General features: G+C 69.1%; 16 protein-coding genes and 1 pseudogene. 5 read left to right on the top strand and 12 right to left on the bottom strand.

The genetic code is table 11. From position 1 onward, the window contains the following. Window positions 1-54: 54 nt before the first annotated feature. The 4 genes from RHOOR92_RS0104775 to RHOOR92_RS0104790 all read right to left on the bottom strand — a co-directional run bounded on the left by RHOOR92_RS0104775 (window position 55) and on the right by RHOOR92_RS0104790 (window position 5,862). The gene (locus RHOOR92_RS0104775; RefSeq protein ID WP_027489750.1) at window positions 55-3,420 is read right to left on the bottom strand and encodes a GH92 family glycosyl hydrolase; all 3,366 of its coding nucleotides are present in this window, start codon (window positions 3,418-3,420) and stop codon (window positions 55-57) included. 97 nt (window positions 3,421-3,517) lie between these two features. After that, window positions 3,518-4,537: an alpha/beta fold hydrolase gene (locus RHOOR92_RS0104780; RefSeq protein ID WP_027489751.1), complete on the bottom strand. Its 1,020-nt coding sequence runs from the start codon at window positions 4,535-4,537 to the stop codon at window positions 3,518-3,520. Further along, window positions 4,534-5,343 carry a lysophospholipid acyltransferase family protein gene (locus tag RHOOR92_RS0104785; protein WP_027489752.1) on the bottom strand — a complete coding sequence of 270 codons (810 nt, stop codon included), beginning with the start codon at window positions 5,341-5,343 and terminating at the stop codon, window positions 4,534-4,536. Before RHOOR92_RS0104785 ends, RHOOR92_RS0104780 begins: the two co-directional genes overlap by 4 nt. Window positions 5,344-5,385: 42 nt before the next feature. Next, window positions 5,386-5,862: an Lrp/AsnC family transcriptional regulator gene (locus tag RHOOR92_RS0104790; protein ID WP_007510103.1), complete on the bottom strand. Its 477-nt coding sequence runs from the start codon at window positions 5,860-5,862 to the stop codon at window positions 5,386-5,388. 137 nt (window positions 5,863-5,999) lie between these two features. On the opposite strand from RHOOR92_RS0104790, the gene phhA reads away from it, so the two are divergent. After that, complete coding sequence (gene phhA, locus RHOOR92_RS0104795; protein ID WP_027489753.1) at window positions 6,000-6,887, top strand: phenylalanine 4-monooxygenase; 888 nt, start codon at window positions 6,000-6,002, stop codon at window positions 6,885-6,887. 12 nt (window positions 6,888-6,899) lie between these two features. Here phhA and RHOOR92_RS19215 read toward each other — a convergent pair. The 8 genes and pseudogenes from RHOOR92_RS19215 to RHOOR92_RS0104840 form a co-directional block, all read right to left on the bottom strand. Then, window positions 6,900-7,577, bottom strand: a pseudogene (locus RHOOR92_RS19215) (SGNH/GDSL hydrolase family protein); the annotation flags it as partial. Further along, window positions 7,574-8,296 carry an RES family NAD+ phosphorylase gene (locus tag RHOOR92_RS0104810; protein WP_027485080.1) on the bottom strand — a complete coding sequence of 241 codons (723 nt, stop codon included), beginning with the start codon at window positions 8,294-8,296 and terminating at the stop codon, window positions 7,574-7,576. The gene RHOOR92_RS0104810 and the pseudogene RHOOR92_RS19215, both read right to left, overlap by 4 nt. Before the next feature lie 140 nt (window positions 8,297-8,436). Beyond that, complete coding sequence (locus RHOOR92_RS0104815; RefSeq protein ID WP_027489755.1) at window positions 8,437-8,847, bottom strand: MbcA/ParS/Xre antitoxin family protein; 411 nt, start codon at window positions 8,845-8,847, stop codon at window positions 8,437-8,439. A gap of 78 nt (window positions 8,848-8,925) precedes the next feature. Beyond that, a complete protein-coding gene (locus RHOOR92_RS0104820; RefSeq protein ID WP_051281154.1) occupies window positions 8,926-10,731 on the bottom strand; it encodes a DUF885 family protein in 1,806 nt (601 codons plus the stop codon). Window positions 10,732-10,854: 123 nt separating this feature from the next. After that, a complete protein-coding gene (locus RHOOR92_RS0104825) occupies window positions 10,855-11,559 on the bottom strand; it encodes a YafY family protein (RefSeq protein WP_007510093.1) in 705 nt (234 codons plus the stop codon). A gap of 69 nt (window positions 11,560-11,628) precedes the next feature. Continuing rightward, on the bottom strand, window positions 11,629-12,261 hold the full coding sequence (locus RHOOR92_RS0104830) for a glutathione S-transferase family protein (protein ID WP_027485077.1): 633 nt from the start codon (window positions 12,259-12,261) through the stop codon (window positions 11,629-11,631). 157 nt (window positions 12,262-12,418) lie between these two features. Next, window positions 12,419-12,604 carry a hypothetical protein gene (locus tag RHOOR92_RS0104835; RefSeq protein WP_007510087.1) on the bottom strand — a complete coding sequence of 62 codons (186 nt, stop codon included), beginning with the start codon at window positions 12,602-12,604 and terminating at the stop codon, window positions 12,419-12,421. Window positions 12,605-12,614: 10 nt separating this feature from the next. After that, window positions 12,615-13,226 carry a DJ-1/PfpI family protein gene (locus RHOOR92_RS0104840; RefSeq protein ID WP_027485076.1) on the bottom strand — a complete coding sequence of 204 codons (612 nt, stop codon included), beginning with the start codon at window positions 13,224-13,226 and terminating at the stop codon, window positions 12,615-12,617. Between the two features lie 153 nt (window positions 13,227-13,379). On the opposite strand from RHOOR92_RS0104840, the gene RHOOR92_RS0104845 reads away from it, so the two are divergent. From RHOOR92_RS0104845 to yjjJ, 4 genes are all read left to right on the top strand, one after another. Continuing rightward, a complete protein-coding gene (locus RHOOR92_RS0104845; protein ID WP_007510082.1) occupies window positions 13,380-14,411 on the top strand; it encodes a class 1 fructose-bisphosphatase in 1,032 nt (343 codons plus the stop codon). A 76-nt stretch (window positions 14,412-14,487) separates the two neighbouring features. Further along, window positions 14,488-15,396 carry a patatin-like phospholipase family protein gene (locus RHOOR92_RS0104850; RefSeq protein WP_027485075.1) on the top strand — a complete coding sequence of 303 codons (909 nt, stop codon included), beginning with the start codon at window positions 14,488-14,490 and terminating at the stop codon, window positions 15,394-15,396. Window positions 15,397-15,479: 83 nt separating this feature from the next. Continuing rightward, window positions 15,480-17,537, top strand: coding sequence for a S9 family peptidase (locus RHOOR92_RS0104855; protein ID WP_027485074.1), 2,058 nt, complete (start codon window positions 15,480-15,482; stop codon window positions 17,535-17,537). Between the two features lie 105 nt (window positions 17,538-17,642). Continuing rightward, window positions 17,643-19,016: a type II toxin-antitoxin system HipA family toxin YjjJ gene (gene yjjJ / locus RHOOR92_RS0104860; protein WP_027485073.1), complete on the top strand. Its 1,374-nt coding sequence runs from the start codon at window positions 17,643-17,645 to the stop codon at window positions 19,014-19,016. Window positions 19,017-19,083 lie beyond the last annotated feature (67 nt).

The raw sequence follows: 19,083 nt of genomic DNA on the forward strand, positions 1-19,083 counted from the left end.
GGCTCCTACGGGTTGGGGGCGACGCCGAGCAGTTCGACTTCAATGAGGGCTTGCCTACGGACCGGACGTGGCGCCGAGCAGCTCGATCTCGGCCAGGGCGCGCCGCGCGTCCGTCGTCGCCGCGTCGACCTGCAGGCGGTAGTAGGCGTACGCGCCCGGCTCCCGCACGACGAAGGCGCGGGTCTGCCGCGGCCAGGCGAAGCGTTCGTCGCGGCGCGTATCGAGGGTGGACCAGTACTGCCCGTCGGCGGATCCCTGCAACTGCCAGCCCGACGGCGCCGTGGCCGTGCTGCCCGCGGTCAGCGTGAGCATGCTCACCCGGCGTGGCAGCCCGAAGTACCAGTCGATCGTGGCGGTGGCGGCGGGCCATGCCACTTCGGTGGCGGAGTCGTTGTCGAACAGCAGCGGCAGGCCCGGGATGGCGGGGATGCCGCGGGCCCGGCCGAGCCGCTGCTCGACGAGATCGTGCAGTGGTTGCGGCAGGCCTTCGCCGGTGATCGACGGCGGCAGCGCGTCCTCGTCGCTGGCCCAGCGCGACGGGTGCGGCCCCATCGTGAATGCCAGCGTGGCGCCCTGCGCCAGCAGCGCATGCGGCAGGGTCAGCCGGTTCCACGGCTGGCCGTTGACGCGCAGGCCCTGCACGTAGCGGTTGGTGTCGCTCACCCCCGGCGCGTCGATCACCAGGTGCTTGCCGTTCTCCAGCGCGATGTCCATGTGCGGGAAATACGGCGCGCCGATCACGTACTCCGGCGTGCCCATGCGCAGCGGATAGAAGCCGGCGGCACTGAACAGGTACCAGGCGGACATCTCGCCGTTGTCCTCGTCGCCCGGGTAGCCCTGGCCGATCTCGCTGCCGACGTAGAGGCGGCTCAGCACGTCGCGCACCTTGTCCTGCGTCTTCCACGGCTGGCCCGCATAGTCGTACATGTAGACGATGTGGTGCGAGGGCTGGTTGCTGTGGCCGTACTGGCCCATGCGCACGTCGCGCGCCTCCAGCATCTCGTGGATCGGCTCGCCGTAGCTGCCGACGTGGAACTCGCCCGGCGTGGCGAACAGCGCATCGAGCTTCGCCGCCAGCGCGGCGCGGCCGCCGTACAACGCGGCCAGGCCGGCGCCGTCCTGCGGCGCATGGAAGGCCATGTTCCAGGCGTCGGTCTCGGTGTAGTCGCCGCCCCAGCGCAGCGGGTCGAAATCCCCGGCGTCGTGGTGCCAGTCGCCGGCACCGTCGCGGCCGACGAAGAAGCCGACGGCGGGATCGAACAGGTTCGCGTAGCCCAGCGCACGCTGGCGGAAATACGCCGCATCGTCGGCGTAGTGCGCGGCGTACGGGTCGTCGGTTGCGGGTGGCTGCGCCAGCGCGGCGGCGAGGTTGCCGATCGCGAAGTCGTTGATATAGCCGTCCATCGACCAGGACAGGCCTTCCTCCACGCCGGTCGAGGTGTAACCTTTGAAGATCGCGCGCTGCAGCCCCTTGCGGCCGGTGCCGGCGAGCGGGCTGGCCACCGTGGCGTCCTTCAGCGCGGACTGGTAGAACGCGCGCACGTCGAAGTTGCGCACGCCCTTCAGCCACGCGTCGGCGAAGGCCACGTCGGCGCTGGTGCCGACCATCAGGTCGGCATAACCGGGCGACGACCAGCGCGCGATCCAGCCGCCGTCGCGGTACTGCTGCACGAAGCCGTCGATCATCTCGCCGGCTTGCGTCGGCGTGAACAGCACGTAGGCCGGCCACGCGGTGCGGTAGGTGTCCCAGAAGCCGTTGTTGACGTAGGGCTTGCCGTCGACGACGCGCGCGCCGGTCTGCGTGGGCGTGTCCGGGCCGACCGGCGCGGAGAACGGGCTGGCGTAGCGCCAGTGCGGCTGCGCCGCCGTACCGGTGTTCTCGTAGGCGGCGTTCGGGTACAGGAACAGCCGGTACAGGTTGGAGTACAGCGTGGTCAGCTCGTCGCGGCTGGCGCCGCGCACCTTGACGATGCCGAGCTGCGCGTCCCACTGCCGCTGCGCGCGATCGCGCACGTCGTCGAAACTCGCGCCGGGCGCGATCTCCAGCGCCAGGTTATGCCGCGCCTGTTCCAGGCTGATCAGCGAGGTGGCGATGCGCAGGTGCACCACTTTCTGCCGCGTGGTGTCGAAGCCGAACCAGGCGGCCACGTGGTCGCGGCCTTCACCGCGCAGCCGGCCGCTCTCGCGCACCGGCTGGTCGAGCGTGCCATAGAAGAACAGCCGGGTGGCGCCGGCGGAGAGCCGGCTTTTCACGTCGGACCAGCCGCTGAAGCTCTGCCCTGACGGGTCCAGCGCGATGCCGCCGCGGTCGTCGCGATTGTCGAACACCAGCTGCGCGCGATCGCCCGCGAAGGTGAAGCGGAACATCGCGGCGTGGTCGGTCGGCGCGAGCTCGGTGACGATGCCGTTGTCGAAGGCGACGCGGTAGGTGTGCGCGTGCGCGTCCTCGTCCACGTGGCTGAAGCTCAGCGCGCGTGCCGCGCGATTCACGCTCGGCGCACCGCGGGCGACCGCGGCCGGCATCAGCTGGAAGGTCTGCCGGTCGCCCATCCACGGGCTCGGTTCGTGCGACAGCGCGAACGCTTCCAGCCGCGGGCGGTTGTCGACATCGTTGCGCTGCTGGTACTGGTACATCCAGTCCGAGCCGGCATCGGTCACCGGCGTCCAGAAGTTGAAGCCGTGCGGCACGGCCACTGCGGGAAAGGCGTTGCCGCGCGAGAAGCGGGCGTTGGAATTGGTGCCGCGACGGGTGTCGACGAAGTCGCTGGGGCGCCGGCGCGTATCGGCGGGCGCGGCGCCGAGGCGCAGGTCGTCCAGATAGCCCTCGAAGCTGGCGGCCGGACCATCGTGCATCAGCACGATGCGCTTGATCGTGCGCCCGGCGGCGACCGCGCCCACGTCGATCGACAGGTAGTTCCACTGGTCCGGATACAGCGTGCGGCCCTCGCCCTGTGCGCGCGCCGCGGCGCCGATGCGGTGCTGCTCGCGTGCGCCGCGGGTGGACAGCCGGCTGCCGTCGTCGAACAGCAGGTCCACCGCGACGTAGGTGGAAGGGTTGCGCAGGTCGCCCGCGTTCGACAGCGGGAAGATCAGGTACGACAGCTGCGTATCCGGCCGTACCGGCAGGTCCACCGCATACAGCTCCGCCTGCTGTTGCCCGCCGGCGCTGCCGCGGTAGTGCAGCGAACGCTGCCCGCTGAAGCCGACGCCGGGCTTGGCGGTCAGCGCCGCCGCCTGGCCGGGGCCGCCGGCCACGTCGACGCTGAAGGAGGCGCCCGCCAACGGTGCCGGCGGCGCCGGCTCGCTGTTCTCGAACGAGCGCAGGAAGCCCGTTTCCGTGGCGCCGGCCGCGAGGCACGGCAGCAGGCAGGCCAGCCATAGACCCCGGCGCAGCCAGCCGGCTGCGTGCAAGTTCCCCATCCACCCCGATCCGATCATGCCCCCGCCCCCGGCTTGCCCACGGTGATGGTGCGCGTTCGTCCGTGGGCACCCGCTCTCCAGGCGATCGCGCCGGCGTTCAGCCGGTCGGCACGGCCGCGTCCGCCACCGCATTGAAGCGCGTGGCGATGTAGTCGTCGGTGTAGCTGGTCATGCCCCAGCCGCGGATGAAGCCGCAGTGGCCGCCGCACGGCGCGATGTCCAGCTCGACGTTGGCCGGCAGTTCGAGTTTCTCGAAGCCGCTGACCGGGATCACCGGATCGTCCCTGGCGGTGAGAATGGTGGCGGGAATCTGCATCGCCCGCATGGCGTCGCCGGCCACCGAATAGCCGTCCAGATACTGCTGCAAGGTATTGAAGTCGGTATGCCGCAGCACCAGCGACTCGGTCAGCCCGCGCAGGTGCTGCTTCAGTTCGGACATCTCGAAATACTGGTGCTGCGGGAACGCCTTCTGCTTGGCCAGCAGCGAGTGCCGCCACTTGCGCATGAAGTACGCCTGGTAGAACCACGGCGCGGATTCCTCCAGCGAGAACAGGCCCTCGCCGGGGTCGATGATCGGGCACACCGCCAGCACGTAGCTGAGCGGGATGCCCACGCGCGAGGTCTGCATCGCCGCGCGCAGCGCGAAGTTGCCGCCCAGCGAGAAGCCGGCCAGCGCCATCGGGCGCGCGCTCCAGCGCGCGGCGATGTCGCCCAGCGCGTGCACCACCTCGTCGAGCCGGCAGGAGTGGAACAGCGCCTCGTTGAGCCCATGGCTGTCGCCGTGGTCGCGGAAGTTCAGCCGGAAGATGTCCCAGCCGTCGGCGAGCAGGCGGCTGCCGGTCTGCAGCACGTAGGTGGAATCGACGCTGCCTTCCCAGCCGTGGAACAGCACGGCCAGGCCGCGCGACTGCGGCCGGGTTTGCTGTGCGGTGTACGCACCGGTGAGGCGCACGCCGCCGCCGCCATCGACCACTACCGCCTCGGCCCCGCGCAGCACGCTCTTCGCCGCGCGTGGCAGCAACACGCGGCGCACGCCGCTGGAGGACAGCATGGTCTGGATGTGGCCGCTGCTGAGCGGCCAGGGCGGTCGGAAATCCTTTCCGTGCAGCAGGTTCATCCGGGGCGATCTTCCAGCGCGACGGCGATGCGCTCGCGCGACAGCTCGGCCATGCGTCGGCGTGCCTCCGGGGTGGCCGGAACCGGCGCCAGGAAATGCACCTCGGCGTCCAGCGGCGCCTCGCCCAGCATGCGCACGATGTTGTGCACGAAACTTTCGTGCTCGCGGAAACCGGCATCGAGCACCCGTCGCCCATCGCGGGCAAAGCGCAGCGCCACCGGCTGCACCGGCACCGTGGCATCCAGCGCGGCCTGGAAGATGCGCGCATGGAAGATCTTCAGCACGCCGTTGTAGCCGGTGCCGCCTTCCGGGAACACCGCCACCGAACGGCCCTCGCGCAGCCGCTCGACCATCGCCTGCATCACCGTGGACAGCGAATGGTTGTTGCCGCGGCGATGGAAGATGGTGCCGCCGTTCCTGGCCAGCCAGCCGATCAGCGGCCAGCCGGCGATCTCCGCCTTGGCCACGAAGCAGGCCGCGCGCTGGCTGTGCAGCATCACGATGTCGATCCATGAGGTGTGGTTGGCCACGAACAGCACCGGGTCGCGCCGCACCTCGCCAAAGCGCACCGAGCGCAGGCCGAAGATGCGCAGCAGACCGAGCGACCACCAGCGGATCATGCGGTGCGCGAACGGCTCGCGGCCGTTGTTCATCACCACGCGCTGGTTCCAGCTGAGGATCAGCGCGCACAGCGCGATGCCCAGCACGATGTGCAGCAGCAGCAGCGGCACCCGCCACAGGTAACGCAGCGGGCGCAGCAGGTCGCGCTCGGGCCCGGTCGTGGTAGTCGTGGTGTCGATGCTCATCAGTCGGTTAGTTTAGCGGCAGTTTCGCGCACACGCGGGGCGTCAGCGCTCCAGCTGCGCCAGCGGCAGCGACGGCGAACGCTTCACCGTGCGCAGCACGAAGCTGGAATTGACATCGGCCACCCCCGCCGCGTTCAGCAGATGGTCGAGCAGGAAGCGCGAGAAGTCCTTGAGATCGGCCACGTAGACGTGCAGCAGGTAATCCATGTCGCCGGTCAGCGCGTGGCAGGCGACCACCTCGTCCCAGCCGTTGACGCGCTCCACGAAGCCCTCGATCGCCGCGCTCTCGTGTTTCACCAGCTGCACCCGCACGAACGCCTGCAGGCCCAGCCCCACCGCCTGCGGATCGACCTGCGCGGCATAGCCGGTGATCACCCGGTCCGCCTCCAGCCGCTGCAGCCGGCGCAGGCAGGCCGACGGCGACAGGCTGACCCGCTCGGCCAGTTCGGCGTTGGTGATGCGGCCCTCGCTCTGCAGCACGGCGAGGATGCGCAGGTCGGTGCGATCGAGTGTCGTCATGCGCAATAAACCTCAGATAATGGCTATTTCAAAGCAAGAATAGTGCATTTGTTCCGCAGCGCGATGCAACAAAACAACCCTGCTGCGGCCGAACCGCCGTATGCTGTGGCTTGCCCGATCACACCGGAATCGCACCGATGGACACGCCCCGCAAAGTCGAACACCAGCAGACCGACCGCGGCTACGTGCCGGTGTACGCCACCGGCGTGGTCGAGCAGCCGTGGGCCAGCTACAGCCAGAGTGACCACGAGGTGTGGGACACCTTGTTCAAGCGCCAGCGCGAACTGCTGCCCGGGCGCGCCTGCCGGGAGTTCCTCGCCGGGGTGGAGCGCTTCGGCCTGGGCAACGGCGGCATCCCGAAGTTCGAGGACGTCACCCGGGTACTGCGCCAGGCCACTGGCTGGGAGCTGGTGGCGGTGGAAGGCCTGCTGCCGGACGAGGTGTTCTTCGACCACCTGGCGCATCGCCGCTTCCCGGTCAGCTGGTGGATCAGGAAACCCGAGCAGCTCGACTACCTGAGCGAACCGGACCTGTTCCACGACCTGTTCGGCCATGTGCCGCTCTTGCTCAACCCGGTGTTCGCCGACTACATGCAGGCCTACGGCCGCGGCGGCATGAAGGCGTTCGCGATCGGCCCCGAGGCGCTGATGAACCTGACCCGGCTGTACTGGTACACGGTGGAGTTCGGCCTGATCCACACCGCCGACGGCATGCGCATCTACGGCGCCGGCATCGTCAGCTCCAAGGGCGAGTCGATCTACTGCCTGGATTCGCCGTCACCGAACCGCATCGGCTTCGGCCTGGAACGCGTGATGAGCACGCGCTACCGCATCGACACCTACCAGCAGACCTACTTCGTGATCGACAGCTTCGAGCAGCTGTTCGAGGCGACCCGGCCGGACTTCACGCCGATCTACGCCAAGCTGCGCGAGCGGCCGGCGCACGCTGCCGGCGACGTGCTGGACGGCGACCGCGTGTTCACCCGCGGCGACCGCGTGGGCTGGGCGGCCAACGCGGATACCTGAGCCGGCGGATCGGCGCAGCGTCGCGTCCAGCCAGGGTTTCACCAGCTCGATCCACCGTGCATAACCCTGGCGGTTCATGTGCAGGCCGTCGGCGATGAACCACCGCGACTGCGGCTGGCCGTCCTTGCCCAGCATGGGCGTAAAGACGTCCAGGTAGGCAACACCCGACTGGGTCGCTGCATAGGTTCGCACCAGCGCATTCGCCTCGCGGATCTTCGGCAACAGCGCCTTGCGCGCCACGCTGGGCTTGATCGCGATGAAGGCGATCGGCACGCCGGGATCGACCGCGCGCGCCTTGCGCACGAAGGCGGCGAAATCGTCGCGCACGTGCGCCGGGCTGTCGCCGTCCTGCAGGTCGTTGTCGCCGGCGTAGATCACGATCGCGCGCGGGTGGTACGGCGCCACGATGCGCTCGGCGAAGAAAGTGGCGTCGTCGATCTCCGAGCCGCCGAAGCCGCGGTTGATCGTGCGCACGCCGGGAAAATCCGCCGCCAGCGAGGTCCACAGGCGGATCGACGAGCTGCCGATGAACAGCACCGCGCCGGCCGGCGGCGGATGCATGCGATCGCCGGCCTGGAACGCGGCGATCTCCGCGTTCCACTGCGCGTGATCGTTCTCGCGGTTGTCGCGTGCCATCGCCAGCAATGGCCACAGCAGCAGGAACAGCAGCAGGTTGCGCAGGGTCTTCATCGGCTCGCCTCCCCGGGTGTGCCCGCAGCCTGGCGCGGCCGCGCCAGTTCCGAAACCGCCAGCACCTGCGCGATGCGCGTGCCGTCCCAGCGGTAGACCAGGTGCTGCGCCTGCACGCACGGCGCCACCACGTCAGGCTGGAATGCAGCCAGGCATTCGCCGCCCGGATCGCGCACGCTGTCGTAGACGATGCCGTTGGAACCCTGCTCGCGCAGCTCGCGGGCAAGCTTGATGCTGGCCGTATAGACGCCCGGATCGTGCTCGGCCTTCCAGCCGCCGCGGAGGTCGTGCAGGCGGCTGTCGACATGGGTGCGGTAGCAGCGCATCTGGATGTCGCAGGCCGGCTCGGCGGTGGCGGCAAGGAAGCGCTCGCGGTGGTACACGGTTTCCTCGACCGCGGTGGCGACGCTGTGCCCGGCGTAGAACACGCCCCAGCTGCCGTCGGAGAAGCGGCTGCCTTCCGGATTGAGATGGGTGAACGCGGCCATCACCGGGGTGGAGCCCGGCCCGCTGAGGCGATGCTCCTTCGGCACCAGTTTCAACGCGCCGGCTTCCTCGCGCAGGCGCGGGTTGGTCAGCGCCTCGATTGCGAACACCGCGTCAAGATCGGCCGGATCGGCGATGCGGTCGTACACCCCGACCGGCGGAAAGCGGCTGGGCACGATGCGGTAGGCCTGGTTCCAGCGGATGCGTTTGACGGGTGGCAACTCGGTTGGCATCGAGATTCCGTATCGAACAAGCGAACTCCCTCCTCTGCGACCGAAGGAAGTCCTTCAAGCGACAAGCGGGGGAGGAGCAAAGCGTGTGGCTGTCCCGTCTCGCGCACCGCGACGCGCAGCACAGTACAGCGCAGCGCCGCTCAGCCGCGCTGCGCATCCAGATACTGGCGTACCACGTACAGGTCGGCGACGTTGCCGGACAGCATGCGCTCCAGCGCGGAATGACCACCGAACAGCGGCGCCGCGTTCGGCTTGTGCAGCCAGGCATCGGCCTGGGCCGGGTCGGGGAACAGGATCTGCAGCGACTTCCAGATGCCGAGCAGGTAGCTGATCCGCTCCAGCGTGTCGCGCCCCAGCGCACCGCCCTGCTGGCGCTTCCACTTGTAGAAGGTCGATTCCGGCGGGTCGCCGAGCAGTTTGCGCTGGTCGGCGATGCGCAGCTTCCAGTGTTCGGCCAGCTTGAAGAACGCGCGCAGCGCCGGATCGGCGAGCGTGTCCGGCGGCGTGTAGCGAGGTGCGGCTTCGGCGATGCGGGTCGAATGAGCAGCCATGGCGCATACTCTCCCTGTGAAGTTATTTAAGATACTACTTCACAAACACAGTAAAAACCAGCCAACCACCAGCTGGCCTCAATGTCCCGAAGCTCCCCTCGTCTTCGCGCAGTCGCACGCGTAGTCCGGCTCCGGACCGCCCTCGGCGATGAAGCGGTCGATGCGCTGCTCCAGCACCGGCAGCGGTACCGAACCGAGCGCGAGCACGGTATCGTGGAAGTGGCGGATGTCGAACTTTCCGCCCAGCGCCTGTTCCGCCTTCGCGCGCAGCTCGCGGATCTTCAGGTAGCCCAGTTCGTACGACAGCGCCTGGCCCGGCCAGCTGATGTAGCGGTCCACCTCGTTGGCGATCTCCCGTGCGGACAGCGCGGTGTTGCCGGTCAGGTAGTCGATCGCCTGCTGGCGCGTCCAGCCGAGGTGATGGATGCCGGTATCGACCACCAGCCGGCAGGCGCGCCACATCTGGTAGGTGAGGTAGCCGAAGCGCTCGTACGGCGTGTGGTAGATGCCCATCTCGTTGCCGAGGTATTCCGAGTACAGGCCCCAGCCCTCGCCGTAGGCGGAGATGTAGCTGTTGCGGCGGAACGCGGGCTGCTCGTGCTGTTCGTCGGCCAGCTCCAGCTGCAGCGCGTGGCCGGGGTAGCTCTCGTGCAGGGTCAGCGCCGGCACGTTGAACAGCGGCCGCGACTTCAGGTCGTAGGTGTTGACCAGGTAGGCATCGGCGCCGCCGCGGCCGGAGGTGTAGTACGGCGCGATGTCGGCCGGCACCGGCTTGATGGTGAAGTGCGCGCGCGGCAGGTGGCCGAAGTAGCGCGACATCTGGCCGTCCACCTGCTTGGCCACCCAGGCGCTGCGCATCAGCAGTTCGTCTGGCGTCTTCGCGTAGAACTGCGGGTCCGTGCGCAGGAACGTGAGGAACTCGGCGAAGCTGCCCTTGAAGCCGGTGTCCTGCATCACCTGCAGCATCTGCGCGTGGATCTTCGCCACTTGGTCGAGGCCGATCTGGTGGATCTCGTCGGGCCCCAGGTCGAGCGTGGTGTACTCGCGGATCTGCTGGCGATAGAACGCCTTGCCGTCGGGCAACGCCTCGGCCGCCAGTGTGGTGCGCGCCTGCGGCACGTATTCATTGCGGAAGAAGGCCAGCAGCTTCGCGTAGGCGGGGATCACCTCGTCGCGGATCTGCCGCAGCGCCTGGCCCTGCAGCGCCTGCGCACGATCGGCCGGGATCGAGGCCGGCAGTTGCCGGAAGGGTTCGTAGAAGCTGCTGCGGGTCGGGTCTTTCAGCTCGGCCACCGCGGCGATCGAGGCGTCACGCCCGCCCAGCACCGCACGCGGCACGCTGAAGCCGCGCCTGAGGCCGGCGCGCATGTTCGCGATCTGCTGGTCGAAGTAGGCCGGGACCTGGCCGAGCCGGTCGAGGTAGCGCTGGTAGTCGGCGGCCGTGCGCAGGCGGTCGCCACCCAGCACGTAACCGAGATCGGACCAGAACGCGGAGTCGCTGTTGAACGGCATCTGCCAGGCCTGGAACTTCTGCCCGGCGACGAAGTTGCCGATCTGCTCGCGATAGATCGCGTAGTTGACCTGATTGGCCGGCGATAGCCGCGTCACGTCGACGCCGTCGAGCCGCTTCAGCACACCCTGCCAATACGCCAGCCGCCGCTGCTGGCTGGCGGCATCGACCTGGTCGAGCCGGCCGCTGTTCAGCTGCGGCTCGCCGGCGGTGCTGATGCCGGCCTGGCCGGTGCGCCAGGCCCACTCGGCACGGTAGATGTCCTTGAAGCGTGCATCGGCGCTGGCGCTGGCGGCGGCGGGCGGCGGCGTGGCGGCCGCGTGCAGCGGCGCGGCGCTGCAGGTCAGCGCGAGCGCGGCCAGCCGCGCGATCATCAGGGGCTTGTTCACACGGATTCCTTGCAGCGGGACGGCGTCAACGTGCATCACGCGACGTGATGCGAACGCCTATCCTCGCCTTCCTGCCGCGGCATGGCAACGTGGGGCCAGCCGCACCGCTCAGCCGAGATCGAGCTTGCCCACGCCGACCGCGCGCAAGTAGGCGGCCAGGTCGCGTTCGCCGGTCTCGACGAAGACCTCGCCGCTGGGCACGCAAGTATCGATGCGGTCCGGGCGGAAATTGCGGAAGTCGCCGCGCAGCCGGCACCACGCGCCCAGCGTCCACTTGCCGCCCCAGAACGACAGGCACAGCGGCTCGACCTCGCGCGTGCTGGGCTTGCCGCCCTCGTCGCGATACTCCAGCCGCAGCACCTGGCTGTCCACGATGGCCGCATGCAGCCGGTCGATCAGCGCGGCGAAATCGTCGCGGTACTGGTCGCGCCACACCGGCGCGAAGATCCGCGTACGCGCGGCGCGCTCGCGCAATTCCGGCGGCAGCACCGCCTCGATCTTCAGCAAGGCGGACTGCGCGCTCTCGGCCAGCCGGGTGCCGGCGAACGCGCGCACGAAGCGCGAGCCGACCACCAGGGCTTCGAGCTCGTTCGCGGTGAACATCAGCGGCGGGATGTCCGAGCCCTTGCGCAGCACGTAGCCGACGCCGGCCTCCCCCTCGATCGGCACGCCGGACAGCTGCAGGTCGGCGACGTCGCGGTACACCGTGCGCAGCGACACGCCCAGGGTCTGCGCCAGCGAGCGCGCCTGCAACGCGGTACGCCGGCCGCGCAGGGCATGGATGATGAGGAACAGGCGATCGGCTCGACGCATCCGTACATCATCGCCGAGGCACCTGCGGGCGAACAGCGCCGAACGTCACGCCGGACGCGATACATCGCGTCACCCGGCCCGGGCGGCCAGCAGTTCGGCATCCTTGGCCGCGGCGCGCTGCATCGCCGGGCGCGCCAGCACGCGGTCGATATAGGCGCGGATCACCGGCAGCTCAGGCACCAGCTTGAACAGGGTGGTCCAGTTCAGCGCCGTGCCCCACAGCACGTCAGCGGCGCTGAAGGTGTCGCCGAGCAGGTACGGGCCTTGTTCGAGCTGGTCGACCAGCGTCTGCAGCATGGTGTCGTAGTCGCCGTAGCCGCAGGTCGACGGCGGCGCGGGTGCGCGCTGCATCGACTTGTCGACCATCGCCGGCTCGAAGCACGAGCCGTAGAACACCAGCCAGCGCAGGTAGGGCCCGCGCAGGGGGTCACCCAGTGGCGGCGCCAGCTTCGCGGCGGGGTAGAGATCGGCCAGGTAGATGAACACCGCCGACTGCTCGGTGACCAGCGCGCCGGCGTGATGGATCGCCGGCACCTTGCCCATCGGGTTGATCGCCAGATACTGCGACCGGCGCTGTTCGCCGGCCTTCAGGTCGAGCAGCTGCAGCTCGTAGTCGGCACCGAGTTCCTCGAGCAGGGCACGGGTGCCGGCGGAGCGGCTCTGCAGCGCATGAAAGAAGGTGACGCGGGGTGTCGTGTCCATGCTGGGTGCTCCCGGCCGATGGGGTGATGTCAGTGCTGCGGAAACGGGCCGCCGCCGGCTCGTCGCGGTCCATGTCGATCGCGCCGGGGCAGGGCTTCGCCACGCCGCTGCCGGCGAGGCCAGCGGCGAGTCGAAGAACGCCTTGCGACGGGCGGGATCATGCTTTGCCGCGCGGGTGCCAGACGATGTGGGTCAGTGCAGCCAGCAGGGTGCGCCGGCGCGCGCGCGGCGCGGCGGCGTCGGTCGGGGCCGGCTTGGGCAGCTTGTACTGCCCATCCAGCAGCAGGCCATTCAGATAGAGCGGACGATAGGCCATCAGCACGGTTTTCAGTAGCGGCTTCATGGTGGGCTCCTCAGGCCGTCGCCACGGCTTCGCCGACGCACCACGGCGGCAGCTCGGCGTGCTTGAACAGGCGGTACCAGTGTTCGCGGTCGCTGGGGCTGTACAGGTCCAGCGTGCGGATCACCTCGCGCGCGAACTCCACGCTGCCGAGGTGGCTGGCGCTGATCACGCCGCCGTCGCTGACCGCCAGCACGCCGGCGTCGTACTGCTCGGCGCCGGCGTAGGCCGGGACGTGGCTGTCGATGTGCCCGGCCCAGTTGCCGGTGTGCCGGCAGTGGTCGAGCAGGCCGCTGCGGGCCAGCGCCAGCACGCCGCTGTCGATGGCGGCCACCGGCGCCCCGGCGGTGTACAGCCGGCGGATCGCCGCCACCGCCGCGGCACCCTCGCCGCGCTGCCACAGGTGGCCGCCGGGCACGATCAGCAACGCCGCCCGCTTGAGATCGAGCTGATCCAGCGACAGCTCGGGCTGCACGCGAAGGCCGCCCATCGAGACCACCGGCGCCGTCGAGAAGCCCACCGCCTGCACCTGCCAGTCGCCGGGCCGGCGGATCTCGCACAGGGCCAGCGCGGCCTGCCAGTCGGCAAAGCCGTCGAACACCAGGAAATAAACCACGTCGCGCATGTCGTATCCCTCCGCTATGGAGGTACAGCTTGCCCACCCCTTGCTGCCAACGTGATGTCAGCAGCCGGGCTGGATGCGGGCACGCGGGCTGCCGGGCTGGCACCGTTCAGCCGGAGCCGGGACAATGGCGCTTCCTCTTGCCACGGACCCGACATGAAACCCGTCTCGCTGATCCAGTTCCTGATCGAGGAACGCCGCGCCGGCCACATCAACGCCGAACTCTCGCTGCTGATCGAAGTGGTCGCGCGCGCCTGCAAGCGCATCGGCGTGGCCACCGGCAAGGGCGCGCTGGGCGGCGTGCTGGGCATGGCCGGCAACGGCGACGCGCTGAGCATGAACGTCCAGGGCGAAGCGCAGAAGAAGCTGGACGTGATCTCCAACGAGATCCTGCTGGAGGCGAACGCCTGGGGTGGCCACCTCGCCGCCTGCGCCTCGGAGGAGATGGAAGACCCGCAGCAGATCCCGGACGGCTACCCGAAGGGCCAGCACCTGCTGCTGTTCGACCCGCTGGACGGCTCCTCGAACATCGACGTCAACATCTCGGTCGGCACCATCTTCTCGGTGCTGCGCTGCCCGGACGGCGTGACCGAGCCGAAGGCCGAGCACTTCCTGCAGCCGGGCACCGCCCAGCTCGCCGCCGGCTACGTGGTGTACGGCCCGTCCACCGTGCTGGTGCTCACCTTCGGCCACGGCACCCACGAGTTCACGCTGGACCGCGAGGTGGGCAGTTTCATCCTCAGCCGCCGCGGCATCCGCATTCCGGCCGAGACCGCCGAGTTCGCCATCAACATGTCCAACCAGCGCCACTGGCAGGCGCCGATGCAGCGCTACGTCGGCGAGCTGCTGGCCGGCAAGGAAGGCCCGCGCGGCAAGGACTTCAACATGCGCTGGGTCGCCTCGATGGTGGCCGACGTGCACCGCATCGTGACCCGCGGGGGCGTGTTCTATTACCCGCTGGACGCCAAGATCGAAAAGCAGGGCGGCAAGCTGCGCCTGATGTACGAGGCCAACCCGATGGCCTTCATCGTCGAGCAGGCCGGCGGTGCCGCCACCACCGGGCGCCAACGCATCATGGAAGTGCAGCCGAGCGGCCTGCACCAGCGCGTGCCGGTGTTCCTCGGTTCGAAGCAGGAGGTCGAACTGGCCACGCACTACCACCGGGAAGCCGACGGCGCCGTGGGCTGACTGACTCCCTTCGGTCACCAGCCTCCCCCTGCATGCAGCGGGAGGAGCGGATCAAAAACCTCCGACACCGACACCCATGCCTCTCCGCCGCCTGCTGCCACTGCTCGCCACGCTCCTGCTGGGCGCCTGCACGCATGCCACCAAACCGGTGCCGCCACCGGCGGCGCCGCCACCGGTGAAGCTGAAGATCGGCCTCGCCCTTGGCGGCGGTGCGGCCAAGGGCTTCGCGCACATCGGCGTGATCAAGATGCTGGAGGCCAGCGGCATCCACCCGGACGTGGTCGCCGGCACCAGCGCCGGCAGCGTGGTCGGCGCGCTGTACGCCAGCGGCATGGATGCGTTCGCGCTGCAGCAGACCGCGTTCGGCCTGGACGAAGCGAAGATCCGCGACGTGCGGCTGTTTTCCGGCGGCCTGGTGCAAGGCCAGGCACTGCAGGACTACGTCAACCAGCTGCTGCACAAGCAGCCGATCGAGCAGCTGAAGCGGCCCTTCGCCGCGGTCGCCACCGAGCTGGAAACCGGCACGCGCACGGTGTTCGTGCGCGGCAATACCGGCCGCGCGGTGCGCGCGTCGTCGAGCATTCCCGGCGTGTTCGAGCCGGTCGAGATCCACGGCAAGCACTATGTCGACGGCGGCGTGGTCAGCCCGATCCCGGTCGACGCGGCGCGCCAGCTCGGCGCCGACTTCGTGATCGCGGTGGACATCTCCGCCATGCCCGACGGCAGCAACCCGCAGGACATGATGGGCATCGTCGGCCAGTCCATCACCATCATGGGCCGGCAATTGGCTGCACAGGAAAGTGCGCGCGCCGACGTGGTGATCCGTCCCGACCTACGCGGCATCGGCCCGACCGATTTCGAGCAGAAGAACCAGGCCATCCTCGAGGGCGAGAAAGCCGCGTTGGCGGCGATCCCGGCGATCCGCACCAAGCTGGCCGCGATGGTCGCGGCGCACCAGGCCGCCGCGGCCACCGTCGCCCCCTGAGCCACGCCGGCCGTGCCGTCCTGCACTTGGCGCCGGTGACCACCGGGTTGTAGCGTGGGGACTTCCCGCGCCGGAATCCTCCCATGCTGAAACGCTCGCGCCTGATCCTCCCGCTGTCGCTGCTGACTGTGGCACTGGCACCGCATGCCTTCGCCGCCACGCCCACGGTCGATCCGCGCATCGAACAGGTGCTGACCGAGCTGGGCAAGGCGCAGTCGATCCAGGCGGTGGCGCTGTCGCCGGACGGCAAACAGCTGGCGTGGGTGATCCGGCGCGACGACAAGCCGGCGATCGAGGTGGCCGACGCCGACGGCCGCCATGCGCACCGCATCAGCGCCGCCACCACGCCGGGCAGCTGTGCCGAATCCGGCATCGCCTGGGCGCCCGATTCGCGCCGCCTCGCCTTCATTGCCAATTGCCACGTCGATCTGACCAGCACCAAGGCGATGCAGAACGCCATCTATCTCGCCGACACGCGCGGCGGCGGCGCGCCGGCGCGGCTGGCCGCACTGCAAGGCTACGTGCGTTCGCTGCAATGGACTGCCGACGGCAAGTCGCTCGGCTTCCTCTACGTGCCCGGCGCCACCCGCCACGCCAGCGCGGTGGCCGCCGCCAAGCCGGCCGCCGGCGAGATCGGCGTGAGCGGGCTGGAAGTGCAGCGCGTGGCCAGCGTCGACGTGGCCAACGGCACGCTGCGCGAACTGACCCCGGCCACGCTGTACGCCTACGAATTCGACTGGTCGCCGGACGGCTCGCGCATCGCCTACACCGCCGCGCCGCCGCCGGGCGACAACAACTGGTGGATCGCGAAGCTTTACGTGCAGAGCGCGCAGGCGGACGCCGACGCCCGCGTGCTGGTCGACCCGGCCGGCACCGCCAGCGCTTCGCTGCACGGCCTGCAGATCGCGCTGCCGCGCTGGTCGCCGGAAGCCGCGCGGATCGCCTTCATCGGCGGCCTGATGAGCGACCAGGGCGCCACCGGTGGCGACATCTATGCGGTGCCGGCCGGCGGTGGTGCGCCGGTCGATCTCACGCCGGGCATCCACGTCACGCCGTCGTGGCTGCGCTGGAGCGGGCCGCACTCGCTGCTGGTCAGCCAGGTCAGCAACGGCCAGAGCCAGCTGGCGGATTACGCCGTCACCGGCGACCGCGCGCAGCAGCAGCGCGTGCATTTCACCGTGCCGGCCAGCATCGGCGACGGCAGCGCGTCGATGGCGATGTCGCTCTCCGCTGACCTCAGGCACGTGGCCTTCGTGCAGAGCTCGTACACGGCCGCCAGCGAGGTGCATGCCGGCGCGCTGGGTCACGCGCCGCCGCCGGCAGTGACCGCGTTCAACGCCGCGCTGAAACCGGCCTGGGGCAAGGCCGAATCGGTGGAGTGGAACAACGAGGGCTTCCACGTGCAGGGCTGGCTGCTGTACCCGGCCCACTACGACGCGAAGAAGCGCTACCCGATGATCGTGGTGGTGCATGGCGGCCCGTCCAGCGCGGTGATCCCGCGCTGGCCCGGCGTCGGTTACGGCGGCGCGCCGCTGTCTGCGCTGGGCTATTTCGTGTTCATGCCGAACCCGCGCGGCAGCTTCGGCCAGGGCGAGCGGTTCGTGCAAGCGAACCGCAGGGATTTCGGCTACGGCGACCTGCGCGACATCCTCGCCGGCGTCGACGCGGTGGAGAAGAAGCTGCCGGTGGACGACCAGCGGCTCGGCCTCACCGGCTGGAGCTACGGCGGCTTCATGAGCATGTTCGCGCCCACGCAGACCCAGCGCTTCCGCGCCGTGGTGGCCGGCGCCGGCATCGCCAACTGGCAGAGCTACTACGGCCAGAACCTGATCGACCAGTGGATGCCGCCGTTCTTCGGCGCCAGCGTCTACGACGACCCGGCGGTGTACGCGAAGAGCTCGGCGATCAACTTCGTCAAGCAGGTGAAGACGCCGATGCTGATCGTGGTCGGCGATCGCGACGCCGAATGCCCGGCGCCGCAATCGTTCGAGATGTGGCACGCGCTGCGCGCGCAGAACGTGCCGACCTCGCTGGTGGTCTACCCGAACGAAGGCCACCACTTCGTCGATCCCGCGCACCAGCGCGACGTGCTGCAACGGGCTTTGGCGTGGTTCGCGAAGTACCTACCGGCCTCGAACTAAGCGAAATCTCGTCAAATATTTATTCAATCTGGTACAGAACAATTTGTAAACACATGAAATAAAGTGAATTTGACATGAAATATCTATTCATGTATCCATTCATTCATGACTCCTCGCCTATCCGCACCAGATCGCCTGCTCGACGCGTTGCGCGCACGTCGGCTGGCCAGCGCGCGTGAACTCGGCAACGCACTCGGTGCCAGCCAGCCGAGCATCTCGCGCTGGCTGGCCGCGGCCGGCGATCAGATCGTGCGGATCGGGCAGGCACGCAGTTCACGCTACGCCGCCGTGCGCAACGTACGCGGCCTGGGCGAGCGTTGGCCGCTATACCGCATCGACAGCAACGGCCGGCCCCGCACGTTCGCCCAGCTGACCGCCCTGCATGGCGAGGGTTGTCTGATCACCCCCGCGCAATCAGTCGACTGGCTGCGCAACGAGTTCCGCGACGGCGTCTTTCCCGGCCTGCCATGGTTCCTTGACGACATGCGGCCGCAAGGCTTTCTCGGCCGCCTGTTTGCGCAGCGCAGTGCGTCCGAACTGGGCCTGGACCCTGACATCCTGCGCTGGAACGAGGACGCGGTACTCACGGCACTCTTACTGCGGGGCGAGGACGCTCCGGGCAATTTCGTGCTGGGCGATTCGTCGCTGGATCGGGCGCTGCGCGCTGCGCCCGATCCGATTCCCTCGCCGCAGCGTGCCGAACGCTACGCCGCCCTGGCGCAAGCCACGCTGGCCGGCGAACGGGCCGGTTCCTCGGCCGCCGGCGAGCAGCCGAAATTCACTGCCTGCATCGAGGACGGTGATGGCTCACTGCGCCACGTCATCGTGAAATTCAGCGAGTCGATCGAAGCCAATCCGGTAGCCCGGCGTTGGGCCGACCTACTGATCTGCGAATACCTCGCCAACCAACTGCTGGGCGAGCACGGCCACGCCAGCGCCAGCGACGAACTGGTCTGGTCGCAAAGGCAACTCTGCCTGGAATCGACCCGCTTCGACCGCGCAGGTGCGCACGGCCGGCGCGGCTTCGTCTCGCTGGCGGCGTGGAGCGACGCGTACGACGGCGTTCGCGACAGCTGGCCGGAAACGGCCGAGCGCATGCAGCGCGGCGGCTGGCTCGACACCGGTGCGCTCGGACAGATCCGCCAACGTTGGTGGTTCGGCCGCATGATCGGCAACACCGACATGCACTTCGGCAACCTCGGTTTCTTCCTCGACGACGCCTTGCCGCTGCAGCTGGCACCCAGTTACGACATGCTGCCGATGCTGTACCGGCCCGCCGCCAACGGCAGCATCGCACCGCGCGATTACCAGCCGCCGACGCCGCTGCCCGCCACGTTGTCGCACTGGCAGCAGACGGCTGCCTGGGCCGCCGCGTTCTGGCAACGCGTGGCGCAGCACCCGCAACTGAGTCCGGACTTTCGCCACATCGCCATCGACAACCAGGCTCGGCTGGATAGCCTGCGCCAGCGCTTCGGCTGAGCAACCCAGATGGATCACCGCCCTGTCAGGAGTCATGCCTGACAGCGGCTAAGTGTATTGCTGTACT

Origin of the sequence: Rhodanobacter sp. OR92, assembly GCF_000427545.1 — a bacterium.
Lineage (GTDB): Bacteria > Pseudomonadota > Gammaproteobacteria > Xanthomonadales > Rhodanobacteraceae > Rhodanobacter > Rhodanobacter denitrificans.

Excerpts from the sequence above, each read along its gene's own strand:
- RHOOR92_RS0104780 (WP_027489751.1), bottom strand. The coding sequence starts at position 4,537 with ATGAACCTGCTGCACGGAAAGGATTTCCGACCGCCCTGGCCGCTCAGC.
- RHOOR92_RS0104790 (WP_007510103.1), bottom strand. The coding sequence starts at position 5,862 with ATGACGACACTCGATCGCACCGACCTGCGCATCCTCGCCGTGCTGCAG.
- RHOOR92_RS0104845 (WP_007510082.1), top strand. The coding sequence starts at position 13,380 with ATGAAACCCGTCTCGCTGATCCAGTTCCTGATCGAGGAACGCCGCGCC.
- RHOOR92_RS0104815 (WP_027489755.1), bottom strand. The coding sequence starts at position 8,847 with ATGGCTGCTCATTCGACCCGCATCGCCGAAGCCGCACCTCGCTACACG.
- RHOOR92_RS0104830 (WP_027485077.1), bottom strand. The coding sequence starts at position 12,261 with ATGGACACGACACCCCGCGTCACCTTCTTTCATGCGCTGCAGAGCCGC.
- RHOOR92_RS0104775 (WP_027489750.1), bottom strand. The coding sequence starts at position 3,420 with ATGGGGAACTTGCACGCAGCCGGCTGGCTGCGCCGGGGTCTATGGCTG.
- RHOOR92_RS0104810 (WP_027485080.1), bottom strand. The coding sequence starts at position 8,296 with ATGCCAACCGAGTTGCCACCCGTCAAACGCATCCGCTGGAACCAGGCC.
- RHOOR92_RS0104855 (WP_027485074.1), top strand. The coding sequence starts at position 15,480 with ATGCTGAAACGCTCGCGCCTGATCCTCCCGCTGTCGCTGCTGACTGTG.
- RHOOR92_RS0104825 (WP_007510093.1), bottom strand. The coding sequence starts at position 11,559 with ATGCGTCGAGCCGATCGCCTGTTCCTCATCATCCATGCCCTGCGCGGC.
- phhA (WP_027489753.1), top strand. The coding sequence starts at position 6,000 with ATGGACACGCCCCGCAAAGTCGAACACCAGCAGACCGACCGCGGCTAC.
- RHOOR92_RS0104840 (WP_027485076.1), bottom strand. The coding sequence starts at position 13,226 with ATGCGCGACGTGGTTTATTTCCTGGTGTTCGACGGCTTTGCCGACTGG.
- RHOOR92_RS0104835 (WP_007510087.1), bottom strand. The coding sequence starts at position 12,604 with ATGAAGCCGCTACTGAAAACCGTGCTGATGGCCTATCGTCCGCTCTAT.
- yjjJ (WP_027485073.1), top strand. The coding sequence starts at position 17,643 with ATGACTCCTCGCCTATCCGCACCAGATCGCCTGCTCGACGCGTTGCGC.
- RHOOR92_RS0104850 (WP_027485075.1), top strand. The coding sequence starts at position 14,488 with ATGCCTCTCCGCCGCCTGCTGCCACTGCTCGCCACGCTCCTGCTGGGC.
- RHOOR92_RS0104820 (WP_051281154.1), bottom strand. The coding sequence starts at position 10,731 with ATGATCGCGCGGCTGGCCGCGCTCGCGCTGACCTGCAGCGCCGCGCCG.
- RHOOR92_RS0104785 (WP_027489752.1), bottom strand. The coding sequence starts at position 5,343 with ATGAGCATCGACACCACGACTACCACGACCGGGCCCGAGCGCGACCTG.